Source organism: Streptococcus oralis (genome assembly GCF_016127915.1).
GTDB classification, from domain to species: domain Bacteria; phylum Bacillota; class Bacilli; order Lactobacillales; family Streptococcaceae; genus Streptococcus; species Streptococcus oralis_BO.
On the sequence record NZ_CP066059.1, the window covers coordinates 1,217,013 to 1,230,623 of the forward strand.

The window sequence follows — 13,611 nt, forward strand, 5'->3', positions numbered from 1 at the left end:
ATGGGAGACTTACCATGAGTGATAACTCTAAAACACGTGTTGTCGTGGGGATGAGTGGTGGTGTTGATTCGTCGGTGACGGCTCTCTTGCTCAAGGAGCAGGGCTACGATGTAATCGGCATCTTCATGAAGAACTGGGATGACACAGATGAAAACGGTGTCTGTACGGCGACCGAAGATTACAAGGATGTGGCTGCGGTGGCAGACCAGATCGGCATTCCTTACTACTCTGTCAATTTTGAAAAAGAGTACTGGGACCGCGTTTTTGAGTATTTCCTAGCGGAATACCGTGCGGGGCGCACGCCAAATCCAGATGTTATGTGCAACAAGGAAATCAAGTTCAAGGCCTTTTTGGACTATGCCATGACCTTGGGTGCAGATTATGTAGCGACTGGGCATTATGCTCGAGTGGCGCGTGATGAGGACGGGACAGTTCACATGCTTCGTGGCGTGGACAATGGCAAGGATCAGACCTATTTCCTCAGCCAACTTTCTCAAGAACAACTCCAAAAAACCATGTTCCCACTGGGGCATTTGGAAAAGCCTGAAGTTCGCAGACTAGCAGAAGAAGCTGGACTTGCGACTGCCAAGAAGAAAGATTCGACAGGGATTTGCTTTATCGGAGAAAAGAACTTTAAAAACTTTCTCAGCAACTACCTGCCAGCTCAGCCTGGTCGCATGATGACTGTGGATGGTCGCGATATGGGGGAGCATGCAGGTCTGATGTATTATACGATTGGTCAGCGTGGTGGACTCGGTATCGGTGGGCAACACGGCGGTGACAATGCACCGTGGTTCGTTGTCGGAAAAGACCTAAGCAAGAATATCCTCTATGTAGGCCAAGGATTCTACCATGACTCGCTTATGTCAACAAGCCTAGAAGCCAGTCAAGTCCACTTTACTCGTAACATGCCAGAGGAATTTACACTAGAATGTACGGCTAAATTCCGCTACCGTCAGCCTGATTCTAAGGTGACTGTACATGTCAAAGGAGACAAGGCAGAGGTCGTTTTTGCAGAGCCACAACGCGCAATCACACCAGGACAGGCGGTTGTCTTTTACGATGGCGAAGAGTGTCTAGGTGGCGGTTTGATTGACAATGCCTACCGCGATGGACAAGTTTGTCAGTACATTTAGATTGACAAATTTTCTCAATTTGCTACAATAATAAAAGCAATAGAAATGATGGTCAAAGCTCATGGATGTTGCAGGCTTTTTTGTCCTGCACTTCTTTGGAGTTTTGACTGTTTTTGTGTCGTTTAAGAGAAAGGACAAAAATGACTCAACAAGACTTTCGGACAAAAGTAGGAAATACTGTTTTTGGTGTTCGGGCGACAGCCTTGATTCTCCAAAATGGCAAGCTCCTAGTTACTAAAGACAAGGGTAAATATTACACTATCGGCGGTGCGATTCAAGTCAATGAAAACACGGAAGACGCGGTAGTCCGTGAAGTGAGGGAAGAACTAGGTGTCAAAGCTCAAGCTGGGCGACTAGCCTTTGTAGTTGAGAATCGTTTTGAACAAGACGGTGTTTCCTATCACAATATCGAATTTCATTATTTGGTAGACTTGCTGGAGGATGCCCCGTTGACCATGCAGGAAGATGAGAAAAGGCAGCCCTGTAAGTGGATTGACTTGGATAGGCTTGAGGGGATCAATCTAGTTCCAGCCTTTTTAAAAACAGCTCTACCAGAATGGAACGGCCAACTAAAACACATTCATCTTGAGGAATAGGAGAGAAAATGACTTATAATTTTACGGAAGAATACGATATTATTGTAATCGGTGCGGGACACGCTGGGGTTGAGGCTTCCTTGGCTGCCAGCCGTATGGGCTGCAAGGTCTTGCTTGCGACCATCAACATTGAAATGCTGGCTTTTATGCCTTGTAACCCTTCTATCGGTGGTTCTGCCAAAGGGATTGTTGTGCGTGAGGTAGATGCCCTCGGTGGTGAAATGGCTAAAACCATTGACAAGACCTACATCCAGATGAAGATGCTCAACACCGGGAAAGGCCCAGCTGTTCGTGCCCTTCGTGCGCAAGCTGACAAGGAGCTTTACTCTAAGGAAATGCGCAAGACAGTTGAAAATCAAGAGAATCTGACCCTTCGTCAAACCATGATTGATGAGATTTTGGTGGAAGATGGCAAGGTTGTCGGTGTTCGTACAGCGACCCATCAAGAGTATGCTGCCAAGGCTGTTATCGTGACGACAGGGACTGCACTCCGTGGAGAAATCATCATTGGAGACCTCAAGTACTCGTCTGGCCCTAACCACAGTCTGGCTTCGATTAACCTAGCTGACAACCTCAAGGAGCTGGGCCTTGAAATTGGTCGTTTCAAGACAGGAACACCTCCACGTGTCAAGGCTTCTTCTATCAATTACGACGTGACAGAGATTCAGCCAGGGGACGAAGCGCCAAATCACTTCTCATATACTTCACGTGATGAGGACTATGTCAAGGATCAAGTGCCATGCTGGTTGACCTATACCAATGGTACCAGTCATGAAATTATCCAAAATAACCTCCATCGTGCGCCTATGTTTACAGGTGTGGTCAAGGGAGTGGGACCTCGTTACTGTCCGTCGATTGAGGACAAGATTGTTCGCTTTGCGGACAAGGAACGTCACCAACTCTTCCTTGAGCCAGAAGGGCGCAATACAGAGGAAGTCTATGTTCAGGGTCTTTCAACCAGTCTACCTGAGGATGTCCAACGTGATTTGGTTCATTCCATCAAAGGTTTGGAAAATGCTGAAATGATGCGTACTGGTTATGCCATTGAGTACGACATGGTCTTGCCACACCAGTTGCGTGCGACTCTGGAAACCAAGAAAATCTCAGGACTCTTTACTGCTGGTCAGACAAATGGAACGTCAGGTTACGAAGAAGCTGCTGGCCAAGGGATTATCGCTGGTATCAATGCAGCTCTAAAAATCCAAGGCAAGCCAGAGTTGATTTTGAAGCGCAGTGACGGTTATATTGGGGTCATGATTGATGACTTGGTGACCAAGGGAACTATTGAACCCTATCGTCTCTTGACCAGTCGTGCTGAATACCGTCTCATCCTCCGTCATGACAATGCCGATATGCGTTTGACAGAGATGGGACGCGAGATTGGACTTGTGGATGATGAACGTTGGGCCCGCTTTGAAATCAAGAAAAATCAATTTGACAATGAGATGAAGCGCCTAGACAGTATCAAACTCAAGCCGGTCAAAGAAACCAATGCTAAGGTTGAGGAAATGGGCTTCAAGCCGTTGACAGATGCGGTGACAGCCAAAGAATTCCTTCGCCGTCCAGAAGTTTCTTATCAGGATGTGGTGGCTTTCATCGGACCTGCAGCAGAGGACTTGGATGACAAGATTATCGAATTGATTGAAACAGAAATCAAGTACGAAGGCTACATTTCCAAAGCCATGGATCAGGTTGCCAAGATGAAACGCATGGAAGAAAAACGCATTCCAGCCAATATCGACTGGGATGATATTGACTCCATTGCAACAGAAGCCCGTCAGAAGTTCAAACTTATCAATCCAGAAACGATCGGCCAAGCCAGCCGTATTTCGGGAGTTAACCCAGCAGATATTTCTATTTTGATGGTGTATCTGGAAGGTAAGAATCGCAGTATTTCTAAAAATCAAGAAAAGAAAGCATAGAAAAAACAGCTCCGAAGACGGGGCTGTTTTGTTGACTTGTACTCAATGAAAATCAAAGAGCAAACTAGGAAGATAGCCGAAGGCTGTACTTGAGTACGACAAGGCGAAGCTGACGTGGTTTGAATTTGATTTTCGAAGAGTATTATTCTTCATCTGGTGTGAGGATCATAGGGATGATAATCGGTTCACGTTCTGTATTTTCATAGAGGAAAGGACGAATGGCGTTGACAATGGCACCATTGACAGATTGCACGCTAGCATCCTTGTTTTTCAATGCGATACGAATGGCATTGAAGAGGATGCGCTGGCTTTGACGAATCAAGTCTCCAGATTCTCTCATGTAGACAAAGCCTCGGCTGAGGATGTCAGGCCCAGACAAGATCATTTTAGACTTGAAGTCAACAGTTGCGACTGCTAGAACGACACCATCTTCAGATAGATCACGACGATCTTTGAGGACAGCCGCACCGATTTCACCGATACGATTTCCATCAACATAGATGTCTTGGGCATTGAAGTGACCTGCGATACGGGCTGAGTTAGCAGTAAGAGCAAGCACATCACCATTACTCATGATAAAGATATTGTCCTTCTCGACACCCGTATCCACCGCTAGTCCAGCATGGACTTTCTGCATGCGGTATTCACCATGGACAGGCATGAAGTATTTGGGTTTGATCAAACGGAGCATGAGTTTTTGCTCTTGCTGACCACCGTGTCCAGAGGTGTGGATATTGTTAATCTTTCCGTGGATGACTTCGACACCAGCTTCTGAGATAATGTTAATCAGCTTGTTGACGCTAGTGGTATTTCCAGGGATAGGACTTGAAGAGAAGATAACGGTATCGCCGGGTTGGAGTTGCACCTGACGGTGGGTTCCGTTAGCGATACGAGAGAGGGCAGCCATCGGCTCGCCTTGACTACCTGTACAGAGGATCAGAACCTCGCCTGCAGGGTAGTCTTTGATTTCATTTGGCTCGATAAAGGTTCCCTTAGGAGCTTTGATGTAGCCAAGCTCGATCCCATTGACAATGGCCTTTTCCATCGAACGTCCAAAGACCGCAATCTTGCGTCCAGTCTTAACTGCAGCATCCGTTGCTTGCTGGAGACGGAAGATATTTGAGGCAAAGGATGCAAAGATGATACGTCCTTCGATGCCTTGGATGATCTTCATGATGGACTGACCAACGACTTTTTCAGAGTTGGTAAAGGTTGGCACTTCTGCATTTGTCGAGTCAGAGAGGAGGCAGAGTACGCCTTCTTCACCAAGGGCTGCCATCCGGTGCAAGTCCGCAGGTTCCCCAACGGGAGTAAAGTCAAACTTAAAGTCACCCGTACAGACGATTTTCCCTTGAGGAGTATGAATGACAATCCCCAAAGGTTCTGGAATAGAGTGAGTGGTTCTAAAGAAAGTTGCCTTAAGATTTTTAAAGGTCAACTCAGTGTTGTGGTTGATTTCGTAAAGTTTGGCGTTGCGCAAGAGACCGTGTTCTTCGAGTTTTCCACGGATCAAAGCCAAGGCAAGTGGTCCAGCGTAGATAGGGACATTTGCTTGCTTGAGCAGGAAAGGAATCCCACCGATGTGGTCCTCGTGTCCGTGTGTAATCAAAACGGCCTTGACGCGGTCGATATTGTCCACCATGTAAGAGTAATCAGGAATGACATAGTCGATACCCAGCAAGTCATCTTCCGGGAATTTAATCCCAGCATCAACGATAATAATCTCGTCTTGGTATTCAATTCCGTATGTGTTTTTCCCGATTTCTCCCAGACCACCGATGGCAAAAACGCCGACTTCTTCAGGTTTAAGAGTGTAGGCCATATTAGAACTCCGTAATCTCGAAAGCGCCAGTTTCTTTTTCGTAATCTAGCAATTTGTCAGACAAGAGTTCGATGAATTCGATGTTGTACTCTGGGCGGTTTTCTTCGACAAGTTGGCGAGCAGCGATACGGCCCTCAAGTTCTGAGTTGGCATCGATGTCTAGGTAAAGTGAGCGTGTTGTTTCACGACGTGGGCTACGTTCTTTTGTTTCTTGATAAAAAACTTTGTAAATCATATAGTTCCTTTCTATTTACAGGTCAGCTTATTCCAAACTTTTAGCAGAGATTTGCTTGATTTCATTCCATTTTGTGTCTAGATTGACCTTGATTCGTTACAATTATTTCAATTATACCACAAAATGAAAAATTAGTAAAAGACGGAAATGGAGAAAGTCGGGAGGGGAAGGAGGAGCAAAAAGACAGGTAGGATTTGGTCGGAGAGCGCTTAGGTGTTATAATTAAAGGGGGAATCTAAAGAGATAGTAGGTTTGAGGAAGAATACAGTTCTAGTTTCATTAATCGTTGGTGTAGATGGTTGGGGCAGAATGATATCTTTGAAAAAAGAAAAAGCTCTTGAGAAATCTCAAGAGCAAATAAAAAGGCTGAGACAAAACTCGGGGATTTTCCTGGAGCAGTCCAGATGGCAGCACCTCTACCTGAAGCGAATGCATCGCAACCTTTGAATGACTTGTCACCAAATCAAACTCGATCTCAGCCTTTACTTAATTCTATCATCTATGAGGCTAAGAAGTCAATCTATAAGTATAACGATGTAGAAATAGCATGGAGTGGAGCGCTTACTAAAAGGTAAAGACAAGCACTTAATTTAAGAGTAAGCAAAAAGAGAGGACCAATGGTAGTCAGGGGTCTTTACAGCTCAAAGCTGAGGGCAGTCCCACACCCGTACCAGAAGTTGGTACCTTTGAACGCTCTGTTACCAGTCGCCCTACGTTATCCTCTCAATATTTATATTTTACTATAGCTTACTGAGGGAATCAACTTTAAAAGCATCAAAAAGCCCTTGACCGAAGTCAAGAGCCAATGTTAAAATGGAGAACAAAGTTTCGTAAATATCCGAGTTTCCAACTCAAATTATGGATGGCTGAAGTTGTAGGGCTAGACGTGCAAGAAATTGGTGATGCCATTAAGAATAATGCAGGTAAGAGCAAAGTAAACAACTTGATTAGAGAACTATCCTGGGACGCTATTTTTGATAAAGTATATAAAGAATCAACTTAAAAAATTTTGTAGGAGAGTGTAAAATGTCAGAAAAAAAATATTCGTTTAGAAGAGAAGGAAATCATTTTAAGTTATCAATTCCAATCAATGAAAAATGCAACGATATAGAAGAAATGACTCCTAAAAAACAGAGATTTACTTTTAAGTTATCAAGTTTAAAAACAATATTTGATTTTCTAGGTTCAATAGTCGTATTAATAGTGGGATTTTTAATTGCAACACCGTTATTTTTAATGTCCATATTACTTAATTGGTTTAAATTGACAATTTTATTTGCAATTTTTTGGTTTATTGTATATGTTGTATATGATACAGTTATTTTAAATCATACAGCACTTGGTATCAGGCCATTTAATGGTACTATTGTTTTAATTATTATGGGGCTAGGTTTAATAGCTTCGATTTTTGTTACAATTTCAGAAATTAAAAATTAGATTGAATTTTTATATGTTGAACAAACACTTTGTTATCAAAGTGTTTTTATTATAGCTAGGAAGAAAAAATATGAATAAATTAGGAAGTGAATTTTTGAAAGAATTCGATAATTACGAAAGACCGATTGCATTTGGTTTGACAAAACGGTTATTGGTAATGATGATAGGGATAAGTGTTGTCGTATCGCTAACAATCTCAATTTCTCTAATGGAACTTTCAGATATTTTTATGTATCTTGTTGCTTTATTAATTGCTCCCCCGTTTATTATATACGGTTTGGGGTTTGATGAGGCTGTGAAGGAAAAGATACTGTTTAATTTAAAAGTGCAGAAAAGAGCGAAAAGCATGTTTAAAACGTTCAATGAAAGCATCAACACAAAATACGATTAAGTATAATAGTTTGTTTGAAAATGGATTAATGCATATTGCTAAAAATGAATGGTCAAGAACTTACAAATTAGGTGATGTGGCTTATATTTCTGCAAATCAGGAAGAAAAAATTGATGTGATTGATACGCATGCTGAAGCATTGAATTCACTTGATGCTGGATCTACCTATCAGCTTTTAGTTATTAACAGAAGAATTGAAGAAAATGTTGTTGAACAGATCAAATATGATGAAGTTGGAGATGGCTTTGATGATTTCCGTAGGGAATACAAAGGATTGAAAGACCTTGAAGAACAAATGAATGTCATTCAAGAAGAATCAGATATCCTTATTGCAAAAATAGATTCCGTACTTGAAAAATACAAATCAAAAGAAATTACAAAAAATGCTTTTGAAGAAAAAATTGATAGATTAAAATCTGAAAAAGTGATACAATCAGAAGAGAGAAGTCAATCTCCAAAAAAAGAACTATCAAGCGACAAAGAAGCGAATCTATAAATGATATTGTCGCTCAATTATCTGATGGATTTATATCAAGAAAAAAAACAAACGGAGGAATAAAAAATGAATGAAACAGTTGAAACAACATTGTTATTAAATCTATTCTATTATCAGAATGAAACATATTCAAGAAACGAAGTTTTCATTGAATCCAAAAAGAGAAAAGCTATTTCAATTTTAGATGAATATGCTGATGAACTAAAAGAAATTGATGAAGGTTTATATAATGAATATAAAGAAACAATTACTTTTCTTGAAGGTATTTCAGAAGAAGAATATCAAAATATTAAAAATGAAATTATTGAAAGTGTAAAGAAGTTTACTAAGTAGTTTAGTTAGGGGTTTGGGGATACCCAAAAATAAATTTAAAAGATTTACCTGCTCCCAAATATCAAATTATAAATATTGGGGGGCAGGATAAATCTTTTAAAAACAGCAAGGTGGTACCATCTTGCTATGCTTGCCAGTAAAAAGAATCGGAGTGTCTAAAAGAAGGAATTGTTCCTTTCATTATAGATGTTTTGAATAAGAAATGTTATTACTCTGCCTTGGAAACACTTCAACTTAGGGACAATAAAGAACCTCTATTGACTTATTTTCAGGGTGAACAAAAGAATTACATCAACGATTTAAAAAATAAAAATTTTGACGGAAAGATTAATCATGCCAAAGAGTATTCTCAAAAAGTCTAAGAGTAATATGTGAGAATTCAAGGATAATATTGAAAAGTCTCTGTTTTAGGTCGAAAAAGAAAAAGCTCTTGACAAAAGTCAAGAGCCATCTAACACTGGGGGCGAACTATTTAATCGCAATTCCGGTTATTTAGAAGGCGAACCCTCAAGGACAGCACCACAGCCTGAAGAGCCAAAGGCTCAACCTGATTTTCCTACCAATGTTCAGTTATATTTTAACATTGACAAGTCAGTAAAGTCAAGTTATCGGTTGCGTGGTGGCTACAAATACCCTGAAGATGCGGACATAAGGACTTTAAATAAGTATGCGGATGCTTTGCAACGGTCAGCACAACACTATTTAGATAGATTTGCCAATCAAAAAATCATCTACGCTTTTAACGAAGATAACCAACTGAACGCTCTGTTACCAGTCGCCCTACGTTATCCTCTCGATATTTATACTTTACTATAACTTACTGAGGAAATCAACTTTAAAAGCATCAAAAAGCTCCTGACCGAAGTCAAGAGCCGTCAAACACTGGGGGCGAATTGTTCAATCGCAATTTCAGTTCTTTAGAAACCAAAGTTTCAGGGATAGCACTGCAACCCGAAGAGTCAACGACTCAACCTGATTTTCCTACCAGTGTTCAATTACATTTTAACATTGATAGACCAACATTGTCAACAGTTTATATAAAAATAGCAATACCAAAAGGAGGATTAAGAATGTTTAGTTTGTTTGAATTTGCAGTAGGGGTTCGCCTCTTGATGTTTATAGTCTTTGTAGCTTGTGTCTATGGGGGGAATGCCCTGTTTGTGCATCTGGAACACCGCAAAACAAAATTCCTTTGGAAGCTTGCTTTTGTGACGCTCTATTCAATTTTTCTCCTCCTTGTAACCTATGTTGTCTGGCTTGTTTTCTACTTTGGTTTAAACGCTTAAAGTCAATTATTCCTCTAGATATACAGAAAATCCACCTCGTCTTGATAGATGGGATGGACTTTTTTAATTTTTAGGTGCTATCTTTATTGTTATGACGATGTTCTCTCGTATCGAAAATCGAGTTAAAGCATATATGAATTATCTAAACTTCCTATGAAGAACCTTTCAATTTTCTTGTTCACTTTTCTATTCAAAAAAGCTACAACTTTTTTGAATTCTTTGTGTAGAATTGCTTGTCTAAGTGGCAGGTCTCTTTTGTTTCAAAACAAAGAAAATTCCCATGCGCTGGCTTTTGTAGTATAATAGTAAGCAGACAAAAAGATAGGAATGTGTTATGAAAGTATTAACTTTTGATACGTCTAGCAAGGCTCTTTCTCTAGCCATTTTAGAGGACAAGCAGGTTCTTGCCGAGACGACGATTAATATTAAGAAAAATCACAGTATTACCCTTATGCCTGCCATCGATTTTTTGATGGCAAGTTTGGATTGGACTCCAACGGATTTGGATCGTATCGTAGTTGCTCAGGGGCCAGGTAGCTACACAGGCTTACGAATTGCGGTAGCAACTGCTAAGACCTTGGCTCACACTCTGAACATCGAGTTGGTTGGTATGTCAAGTCTCTTGGCTCTGGTGCCACGCCAACAAGAAGGCTTGGCGGTTCCTATCATGGATGCACGTCGTAACAATGTCTATGCAGGATTTTATGAAAATGCCAAGCCTGTCATGTCAGAAGCACACCTGTCCTTTGCGGAAGTGCTAGAGCAGGTCAAGGATGCTGAACAGGTAACCTTTGTCGGAGAAGTTGGAGCCTTTGTGGAACAAATCCAAGAACAACTACCACAAGCCAGCTACCAAGAAACCTTGCCAAATGCAGCTAATCTAGCTCTTTGGGCCTGGGATAAGGAAGCAGACTCCTTGCACGACTTTGTGCCAAATTACCTCAAACGAGTTGAGGCTGAGGAAAACTGGCTCAAGAATCACACCGAGTCGGGCGAGTCTTACATTAAACGCCTATGATAGAGATTAAACGAATTCAACAGCAGCCTGATGTGGCACAAGCTATCTACGAAGTGATGACGGATGTTTATCCCGTCAGTCCTTGGACGTTGGAACAAATCCAAGCAGACCTGTCTCAAGACCAGACTTGGTATGCTCTAGCTTATGATGGGGAAGAAGTGATAGGTTTTCTAGCAATTCAGGAGAATAACTTTGAAGCAGAAGTCTTGCAGATTGCTGTACTGCCTAGCTATCAGGGGCAGAAAATCGCGTCAGTCTTGTTTGACTTTTTGCCTGCCGACAAAGAAATTTTCCTCGAAGTTAGAAAGTCAAATCACCGAGCGCAAGCATTTTACAAGAAAGAAAAGATGGCGGTCATCGCTGAGAGAAAGGCCTACTACCATGACCCAGTCGAGGACGCCATTATCATGAAGAGAGAAATAGATGAAGGATAGATATATTTTAGCATTTGAAACATCCTGTGATGAGACCAGTGTCGCTGTCTTAAAAAACGACGACCAGCTCTTGTCCAATGTCATTGCGAGTCAAATTGAGAGTCACAAACGTTTTGGGGGTGTAGTGCCAGAAGTGGCCAGTCGTCACCATGTCGAGGTCATTACAGCCTGTATTGAGGAGGCGCTAGCAGAAGCAGGGATTACCGAAGAGGACATAACAGCTGTTGCGGTTACCTATGGACCTGGATTGGTTGGAGCTCTACTAGTTGGCTTGGCAGCTGCCAAGGCCTTTGCTTGGGCGCATGGTCTGCCACTTATCCCCGTCAACCACATGGCTGGGCATCTCATGGCAGCTCAGAGTGTGGAGCCTTTGGAGTTTCCTTTGTTGGCACTCTTGGTCAGCGGAGGACACACCGAGTTGGTCTATGTGTCAGAGGCTGGCGATTACAAGATTGTTGGGGAGACACGAGACGATGCAGTTGGGGAGGCTTATGACAAGGTCGGTCGTGTCATGGGCTTGACTTATCCAGCCGGTCGTGAGATTGACGAGTTGGCCCATCAAGGTCAGGATGTTTATGACTTCCCTCGTGCCATGATCAAGGAAGACAATCTGGAATTTTCATTTTCAGGTTTGAAATCTGCCTTTATCAATCTTCACCACAATGCCGAGCAAAAGGGAGAAAGCTTGTCTACAGAGGATTTGTGTGCTTCCTTCCAAGCAGCTGTCATGGATATTCTCATGGTAAAAACCAAGAAAGCTTTAGATAAATACCCTGTTAAAACCCTAGTCGTAGCAGGCGGTGTAGCCGCTAATAAAGGTCTTAGAGAACGCTTGGCAGTCGAAATCACTGATGTCAAGGTCATCATTCCTCCTCTTCGACTTTGCGGAGACAATGCAGGAATGATTGCTTATGCCAGCGTCAGCGAGTGGAACAAAGAAAACTTTGCAGGCTTGGATCTCAATGCCAAACCAAGTCTCGCCTTTGATACTATAGAATAAAGAGTCAGCTTGAGGCTGGCTTTTTTTGCGCTCTTAAATGTCAGAATATTTTGACAAAACTGTAAAAATGATGATATAATATGATATAATATGTAAAAATTAGGAGGTGGTCAGATGATTGAGAGAATGGAATTGGGAGAATTTTACAAGGAATTGCGCTTGGCGAGAAAACTCAAGCAGTCAGATGTGGCTTGTGCTGGACTGACAGCATCCCAGCTATCCAAGTTTGAACTAGGGCAGTCCATGCTGTCTGCGGATAAGTTGATCCTAGCTATCCAAGGGATAAATATGACCTTCGATGAGTTTGGGCACAAGCTCAACAACTATCAAGAATCCCCACACATGCGAATCGGTCGAAAAGTTGTGGATCGCTTTGCTCATCAAGATATAGCAGGTTTAGAGCAACTATTAGAGACGGTCGAGCAGGAACAGGTGGCACAGACTTATCGTCGTTTGAATGCTATTGTGATTAAAAACGCTATCCATTCTCTGGATAAAAGCTATCTACTTGAAGAGGAGGATCGTGAGTTTTTGACCACCTACCTCTATGCTATCGAGTCTTGGACCTGGTTTGAACTCTATCTTTTTTGCAATACCATGCCCTTCTTGAGCAACCAAGACCTGATTTTTTTATCAACCTCTTTACTTGAAAAATCCAAGGAATTTAAAGAATTGGCACACAATAGGCTGTATATGAAAAGTGGCTTTCTGAATATCATATCAGAGCTCATGGAGCGCAAACTTTTTTCTTATATCCCAATCTTTGAAGCCGAGTTGGAGAGTATGCTCCGTCCATACGATGTTTTTGAGAAACTATTGTGGCAGTTTTTAAAGAAGATGAGCATTTTCCTTCAAACTAAGGGAAGCAATCAAAAAGAGATTGAAAACTTTATCCAATCTCTGAAAGTATTAGAAAATCCACAATTAACAGCCCTTTTTGAATTGCGTTTTCGGCAATATAAAGCACTTATCGATTAGTTAAAGATGGGAAATGATAATAATATCAGCAACGATTGTCAATAATGTTATGATTTGTTTCTTCATTTCATGTCCTCCTACATAATGGTAACTATATTATATCAGTGAAATAATCAAATCAATCAAAATCGCAAATGTGAAATTTCCATAAGAAAAAATATCAAATATGCGATTTTTTAAAATAAGCCAATTTTCGTGTTATACTGTCCTTGTAAGACATTTGAAGCAAATCCTAGGTCGCAGAAGTGGTTTACAAATAGAAATAATTGAAGGAGTGTAAATGATGTTGAATTTACAATTTGCAGAAACAATGGAACTAACAGAAGTGGAGCTAGAGGCAGTTTACGGAGGAGATCTTGTGAATGTTGCGAATATCCCAGGTGGTGGAAATTGGGGAGGCTGGGGAGGCCTAGGGACACCTTGGTCAATCACTAATTTCTGGCAGAAATATTTTAACGATAAACCTGACTCTGATTATGACCGCCGACGTTATTAATATCCAAAGCCCTTGCCTTTTCTTGGGTAGG

The 13,611-nt window shown here is 41.5% G+C and carries 15 protein-coding genes and 1 pseudogene; 14 read left to right on the forward strand and 2 right to left on the reverse strand.

The window, feature by feature from the left end:
- Positions 1-14 precede the first annotated feature (14 nt).
- The 3 genes from mnmA to mnmG all read left to right on the forward strand — a co-directional run bounded on the left by mnmA (position 15) and on the right by mnmG (position 3,654).
- Positions 15-1,136: a tRNA 2-thiouridine(34) synthase MnmA gene (gene mnmA / locus I6H78_RS05855; RefSeq protein ID WP_198459095.1), complete on the forward strand. Its 1,122-nt coding sequence runs from the start codon at positions 15-17 to the stop codon at positions 1,134-1,136.
- Positions 1,137-1,276: 140 nt separating this feature from the next.
- Positions 1,277-1,732, forward strand: a complete 456-nt coding sequence (locus I6H78_RS05860) for an NUDIX hydrolase (RefSeq protein ID WP_198459096.1) — start codon at positions 1,277-1,279, stop codon at positions 1,730-1,732.
- 8 nt (positions 1,733-1,740) lie between these two features.
- Positions 1,741-3,654 carry a tRNA uridine-5-carboxymethylaminomethyl(34) synthesis enzyme MnmG gene (gene mnmG, locus I6H78_RS05865; protein ID WP_000221903.1) on the forward strand — a complete coding sequence of 638 codons (1,914 nt, stop codon included), beginning with the start codon at positions 1,741-1,743 and terminating at the stop codon, positions 3,652-3,654.
- A gap of 142 nt (positions 3,655-3,796) precedes the next feature.
- Here mnmG and rnjA read toward each other — a convergent pair whose 3' ends face one another.
- Together rnjA and I6H78_RS05875 are read right to left on the reverse strand one after the other, a co-directional pair.
- On the reverse strand, positions 3,797-5,476 hold the full coding sequence (gene rnjA, locus I6H78_RS05870) for a ribonuclease J1 (protein WP_198459097.1): 1,680 nt from the start codon (positions 5,474-5,476) through the stop codon (positions 3,797-3,799).
- A gap of 1 nt (position 5,477) precedes the next feature.
- On the reverse strand, positions 5,478-5,711 hold the full coding sequence (locus I6H78_RS05875; RefSeq protein ID WP_000639581.1) for a DNA-dependent RNA polymerase subunit epsilon: 234 nt from the start codon (positions 5,709-5,711) through the stop codon (positions 5,478-5,480).
- An 805-nt stretch (positions 5,712-6,516) separates the two neighbouring features.
- On the opposite strand from I6H78_RS05875, the gene I6H78_RS05880 reads away from it, so the two are divergent.
- From I6H78_RS05880 to I6H78_RS05930, 11 genes and pseudogenes are all read left to right on the forward strand, one after another.
- Positions 6,517-6,714, forward strand: coding sequence for a hypothetical protein (locus I6H78_RS05880; protein ID WP_232619928.1), 198 nt, complete (start codon positions 6,517-6,519; stop codon positions 6,712-6,714).
- 23 nt (positions 6,715-6,737) lie between these two features.
- Positions 6,738-7,148, forward strand: coding sequence for a hypothetical protein (locus tag I6H78_RS05885; RefSeq protein ID WP_198459098.1), 411 nt, complete (start codon positions 6,738-6,740; stop codon positions 7,146-7,148).
- Between the two features lie 70 nt (positions 7,149-7,218).
- Positions 7,219-7,539, forward strand: coding sequence for a PrgI family protein (locus I6H78_RS05890; protein ID WP_198459099.1), 321 nt, complete (start codon positions 7,219-7,221; stop codon positions 7,537-7,539).
- Positions 7,472-7,816: pseudogene (locus tag I6H78_RS09480) on the forward strand (VirB4-like conjugal transfer ATPase, CD1110 family); the annotation flags it as partial. The gene I6H78_RS05890 and the pseudogene I6H78_RS09480, both read left to right, overlap by 68 nt.
- Positions 7,817-8,101: 285 nt before the next feature.
- Positions 8,102-8,368 (forward strand): transcriptional regulator, encoded by a 267-nt coding sequence (locus I6H78_RS05900; protein WP_198459100.1) that lies wholly within the window; start codon positions 8,102-8,104, stop codon positions 8,366-8,368.
- 1,070 nt (positions 8,369-9,438) lie between these two features.
- A complete protein-coding gene (locus I6H78_RS05905; RefSeq protein WP_061419097.1) occupies positions 9,439-9,654 on the forward strand; it encodes a hypothetical protein in 216 nt (71 codons plus the stop codon).
- Between the two features lie 334 nt (positions 9,655-9,988).
- The gene (tsaB, locus tag I6H78_RS05910; protein WP_198459101.1) at positions 9,989-10,672 is read left to right on the forward strand and encodes a tRNA (adenosine(37)-N6)-threonylcarbamoyltransferase complex dimerization subunit type 1 TsaB; all 684 of its coding nucleotides are present in this window, start codon (positions 9,989-9,991) and stop codon (positions 10,670-10,672) included.
- Positions 10,669-11,106 (forward strand): ribosomal protein S18-alanine N-acetyltransferase, encoded by a 438-nt coding sequence (gene rimI, locus I6H78_RS05915; RefSeq protein WP_198459102.1) that lies wholly within the window; start codon positions 10,669-10,671, stop codon positions 11,104-11,106. The genes tsaB and rimI overlap by 4 nt, the downstream gene beginning before the upstream one ends.
- On the forward strand, positions 11,096-12,106 hold the full coding sequence (gene tsaD, locus I6H78_RS05920) for a tRNA (adenosine(37)-N6)-threonylcarbamoyltransferase complex transferase subunit TsaD (RefSeq protein WP_198459103.1): 1,011 nt from the start codon (positions 11,096-11,098) through the stop codon (positions 12,104-12,106). The genes rimI and tsaD overlap by 11 nt, the downstream gene beginning before the upstream one ends.
- Positions 12,107-12,220: 114 nt before the next feature.
- A complete protein-coding gene (locus I6H78_RS05925) occupies positions 12,221-13,084 on the forward strand; it encodes an XRE/MutR family transcriptional regulator (protein ID WP_198459104.1) in 864 nt (287 codons plus the stop codon).
- Positions 13,085-13,367: 283 nt separating this feature from the next.
- Positions 13,368-13,580, forward strand: coding sequence for a peptide pheromone VP1 (locus tag I6H78_RS05930; protein WP_198460232.1), 213 nt, complete (start codon positions 13,368-13,370; stop codon positions 13,578-13,580).
- The last annotated feature ends 31 nt before the right edge of the window (positions 13,581-13,611 follow it).

What these genes read in the sequence shown, in the direction of transcription:
- mnmA (WP_198459095.1), top strand. Translation starts at nt 15, where the DNA reads ATGAGTGATAACTCTAAAACACGTGTTGTCGTGGGGATGAGTGGTGGT.
- I6H78_RS05860 (WP_198459096.1), top strand. Translation starts at nt 1,277, where the DNA reads ATGACTCAACAAGACTTTCGGACAAAAGTAGGAAATACTGTTTTTGGT.
- mnmG (WP_000221903.1), top strand. Translation starts at nt 1,741, where the DNA reads ATGACTTATAATTTTACGGAAGAATACGATATTATTGTAATCGGTGCG.
- rnjA (WP_198459097.1), bottom strand. Translation starts at nt 5,476, where the DNA reads ATGGCCTACACTCTTAAACCTGAAGAAGTCGGCGTTTTTGCCATCGGT.
- I6H78_RS05875 (WP_000639581.1), bottom strand. Translation starts at nt 5,711, where the DNA reads ATGATTTACAAAGTTTTTTATCAAGAAACAAAAGAACGTAGCCCACGT.
- I6H78_RS05880 (WP_232619928.1), top strand. Translation starts at nt 6,517, where the DNA reads ATGTTAAAATGGAGAACAAAGTTTCGTAAATATCCGAGTTTCCAACTC.
- I6H78_RS05885 (WP_198459098.1), top strand. Translation starts at nt 6,738, where the DNA reads ATGTCAGAAAAAAAATATTCGTTTAGAAGAGAAGGAAATCATTTTAAG.
- I6H78_RS05890 (WP_198459099.1), top strand. Translation starts at nt 7,219, where the DNA reads ATGAATAAATTAGGAAGTGAATTTTTGAAAGAATTCGATAATTACGAA.
- I6H78_RS05900 (WP_198459100.1), top strand. Translation starts at nt 8,102, where the DNA reads ATGAATGAAACAGTTGAAACAACATTGTTATTAAATCTATTCTATTAT.
- I6H78_RS05905 (WP_061419097.1), top strand. Translation starts at nt 9,439, where the DNA reads ATGTTTAGTTTGTTTGAATTTGCAGTAGGGGTTCGCCTCTTGATGTTT.
- tsaB (WP_198459101.1), top strand. Translation starts at nt 9,989, where the DNA reads ATGAAAGTATTAACTTTTGATACGTCTAGCAAGGCTCTTTCTCTAGCC.
- rimI (WP_198459102.1), top strand. Translation starts at nt 10,669, where the DNA reads ATGATAGAGATTAAACGAATTCAACAGCAGCCTGATGTGGCACAAGCT.
- tsaD (WP_198459103.1), top strand. Translation starts at nt 11,096, where the DNA reads ATGAAGGATAGATATATTTTAGCATTTGAAACATCCTGTGATGAGACC.
- I6H78_RS05925 (WP_198459104.1), top strand. Translation starts at nt 12,221, where the DNA reads ATGATTGAGAGAATGGAATTGGGAGAATTTTACAAGGAATTGCGCTTG.
- I6H78_RS05930 (WP_198460232.1), top strand. Translation starts at nt 13,368, where the DNA reads ATGTTGAATTTACAATTTGCAGAAACAATGGAACTAACAGAAGTGGAG.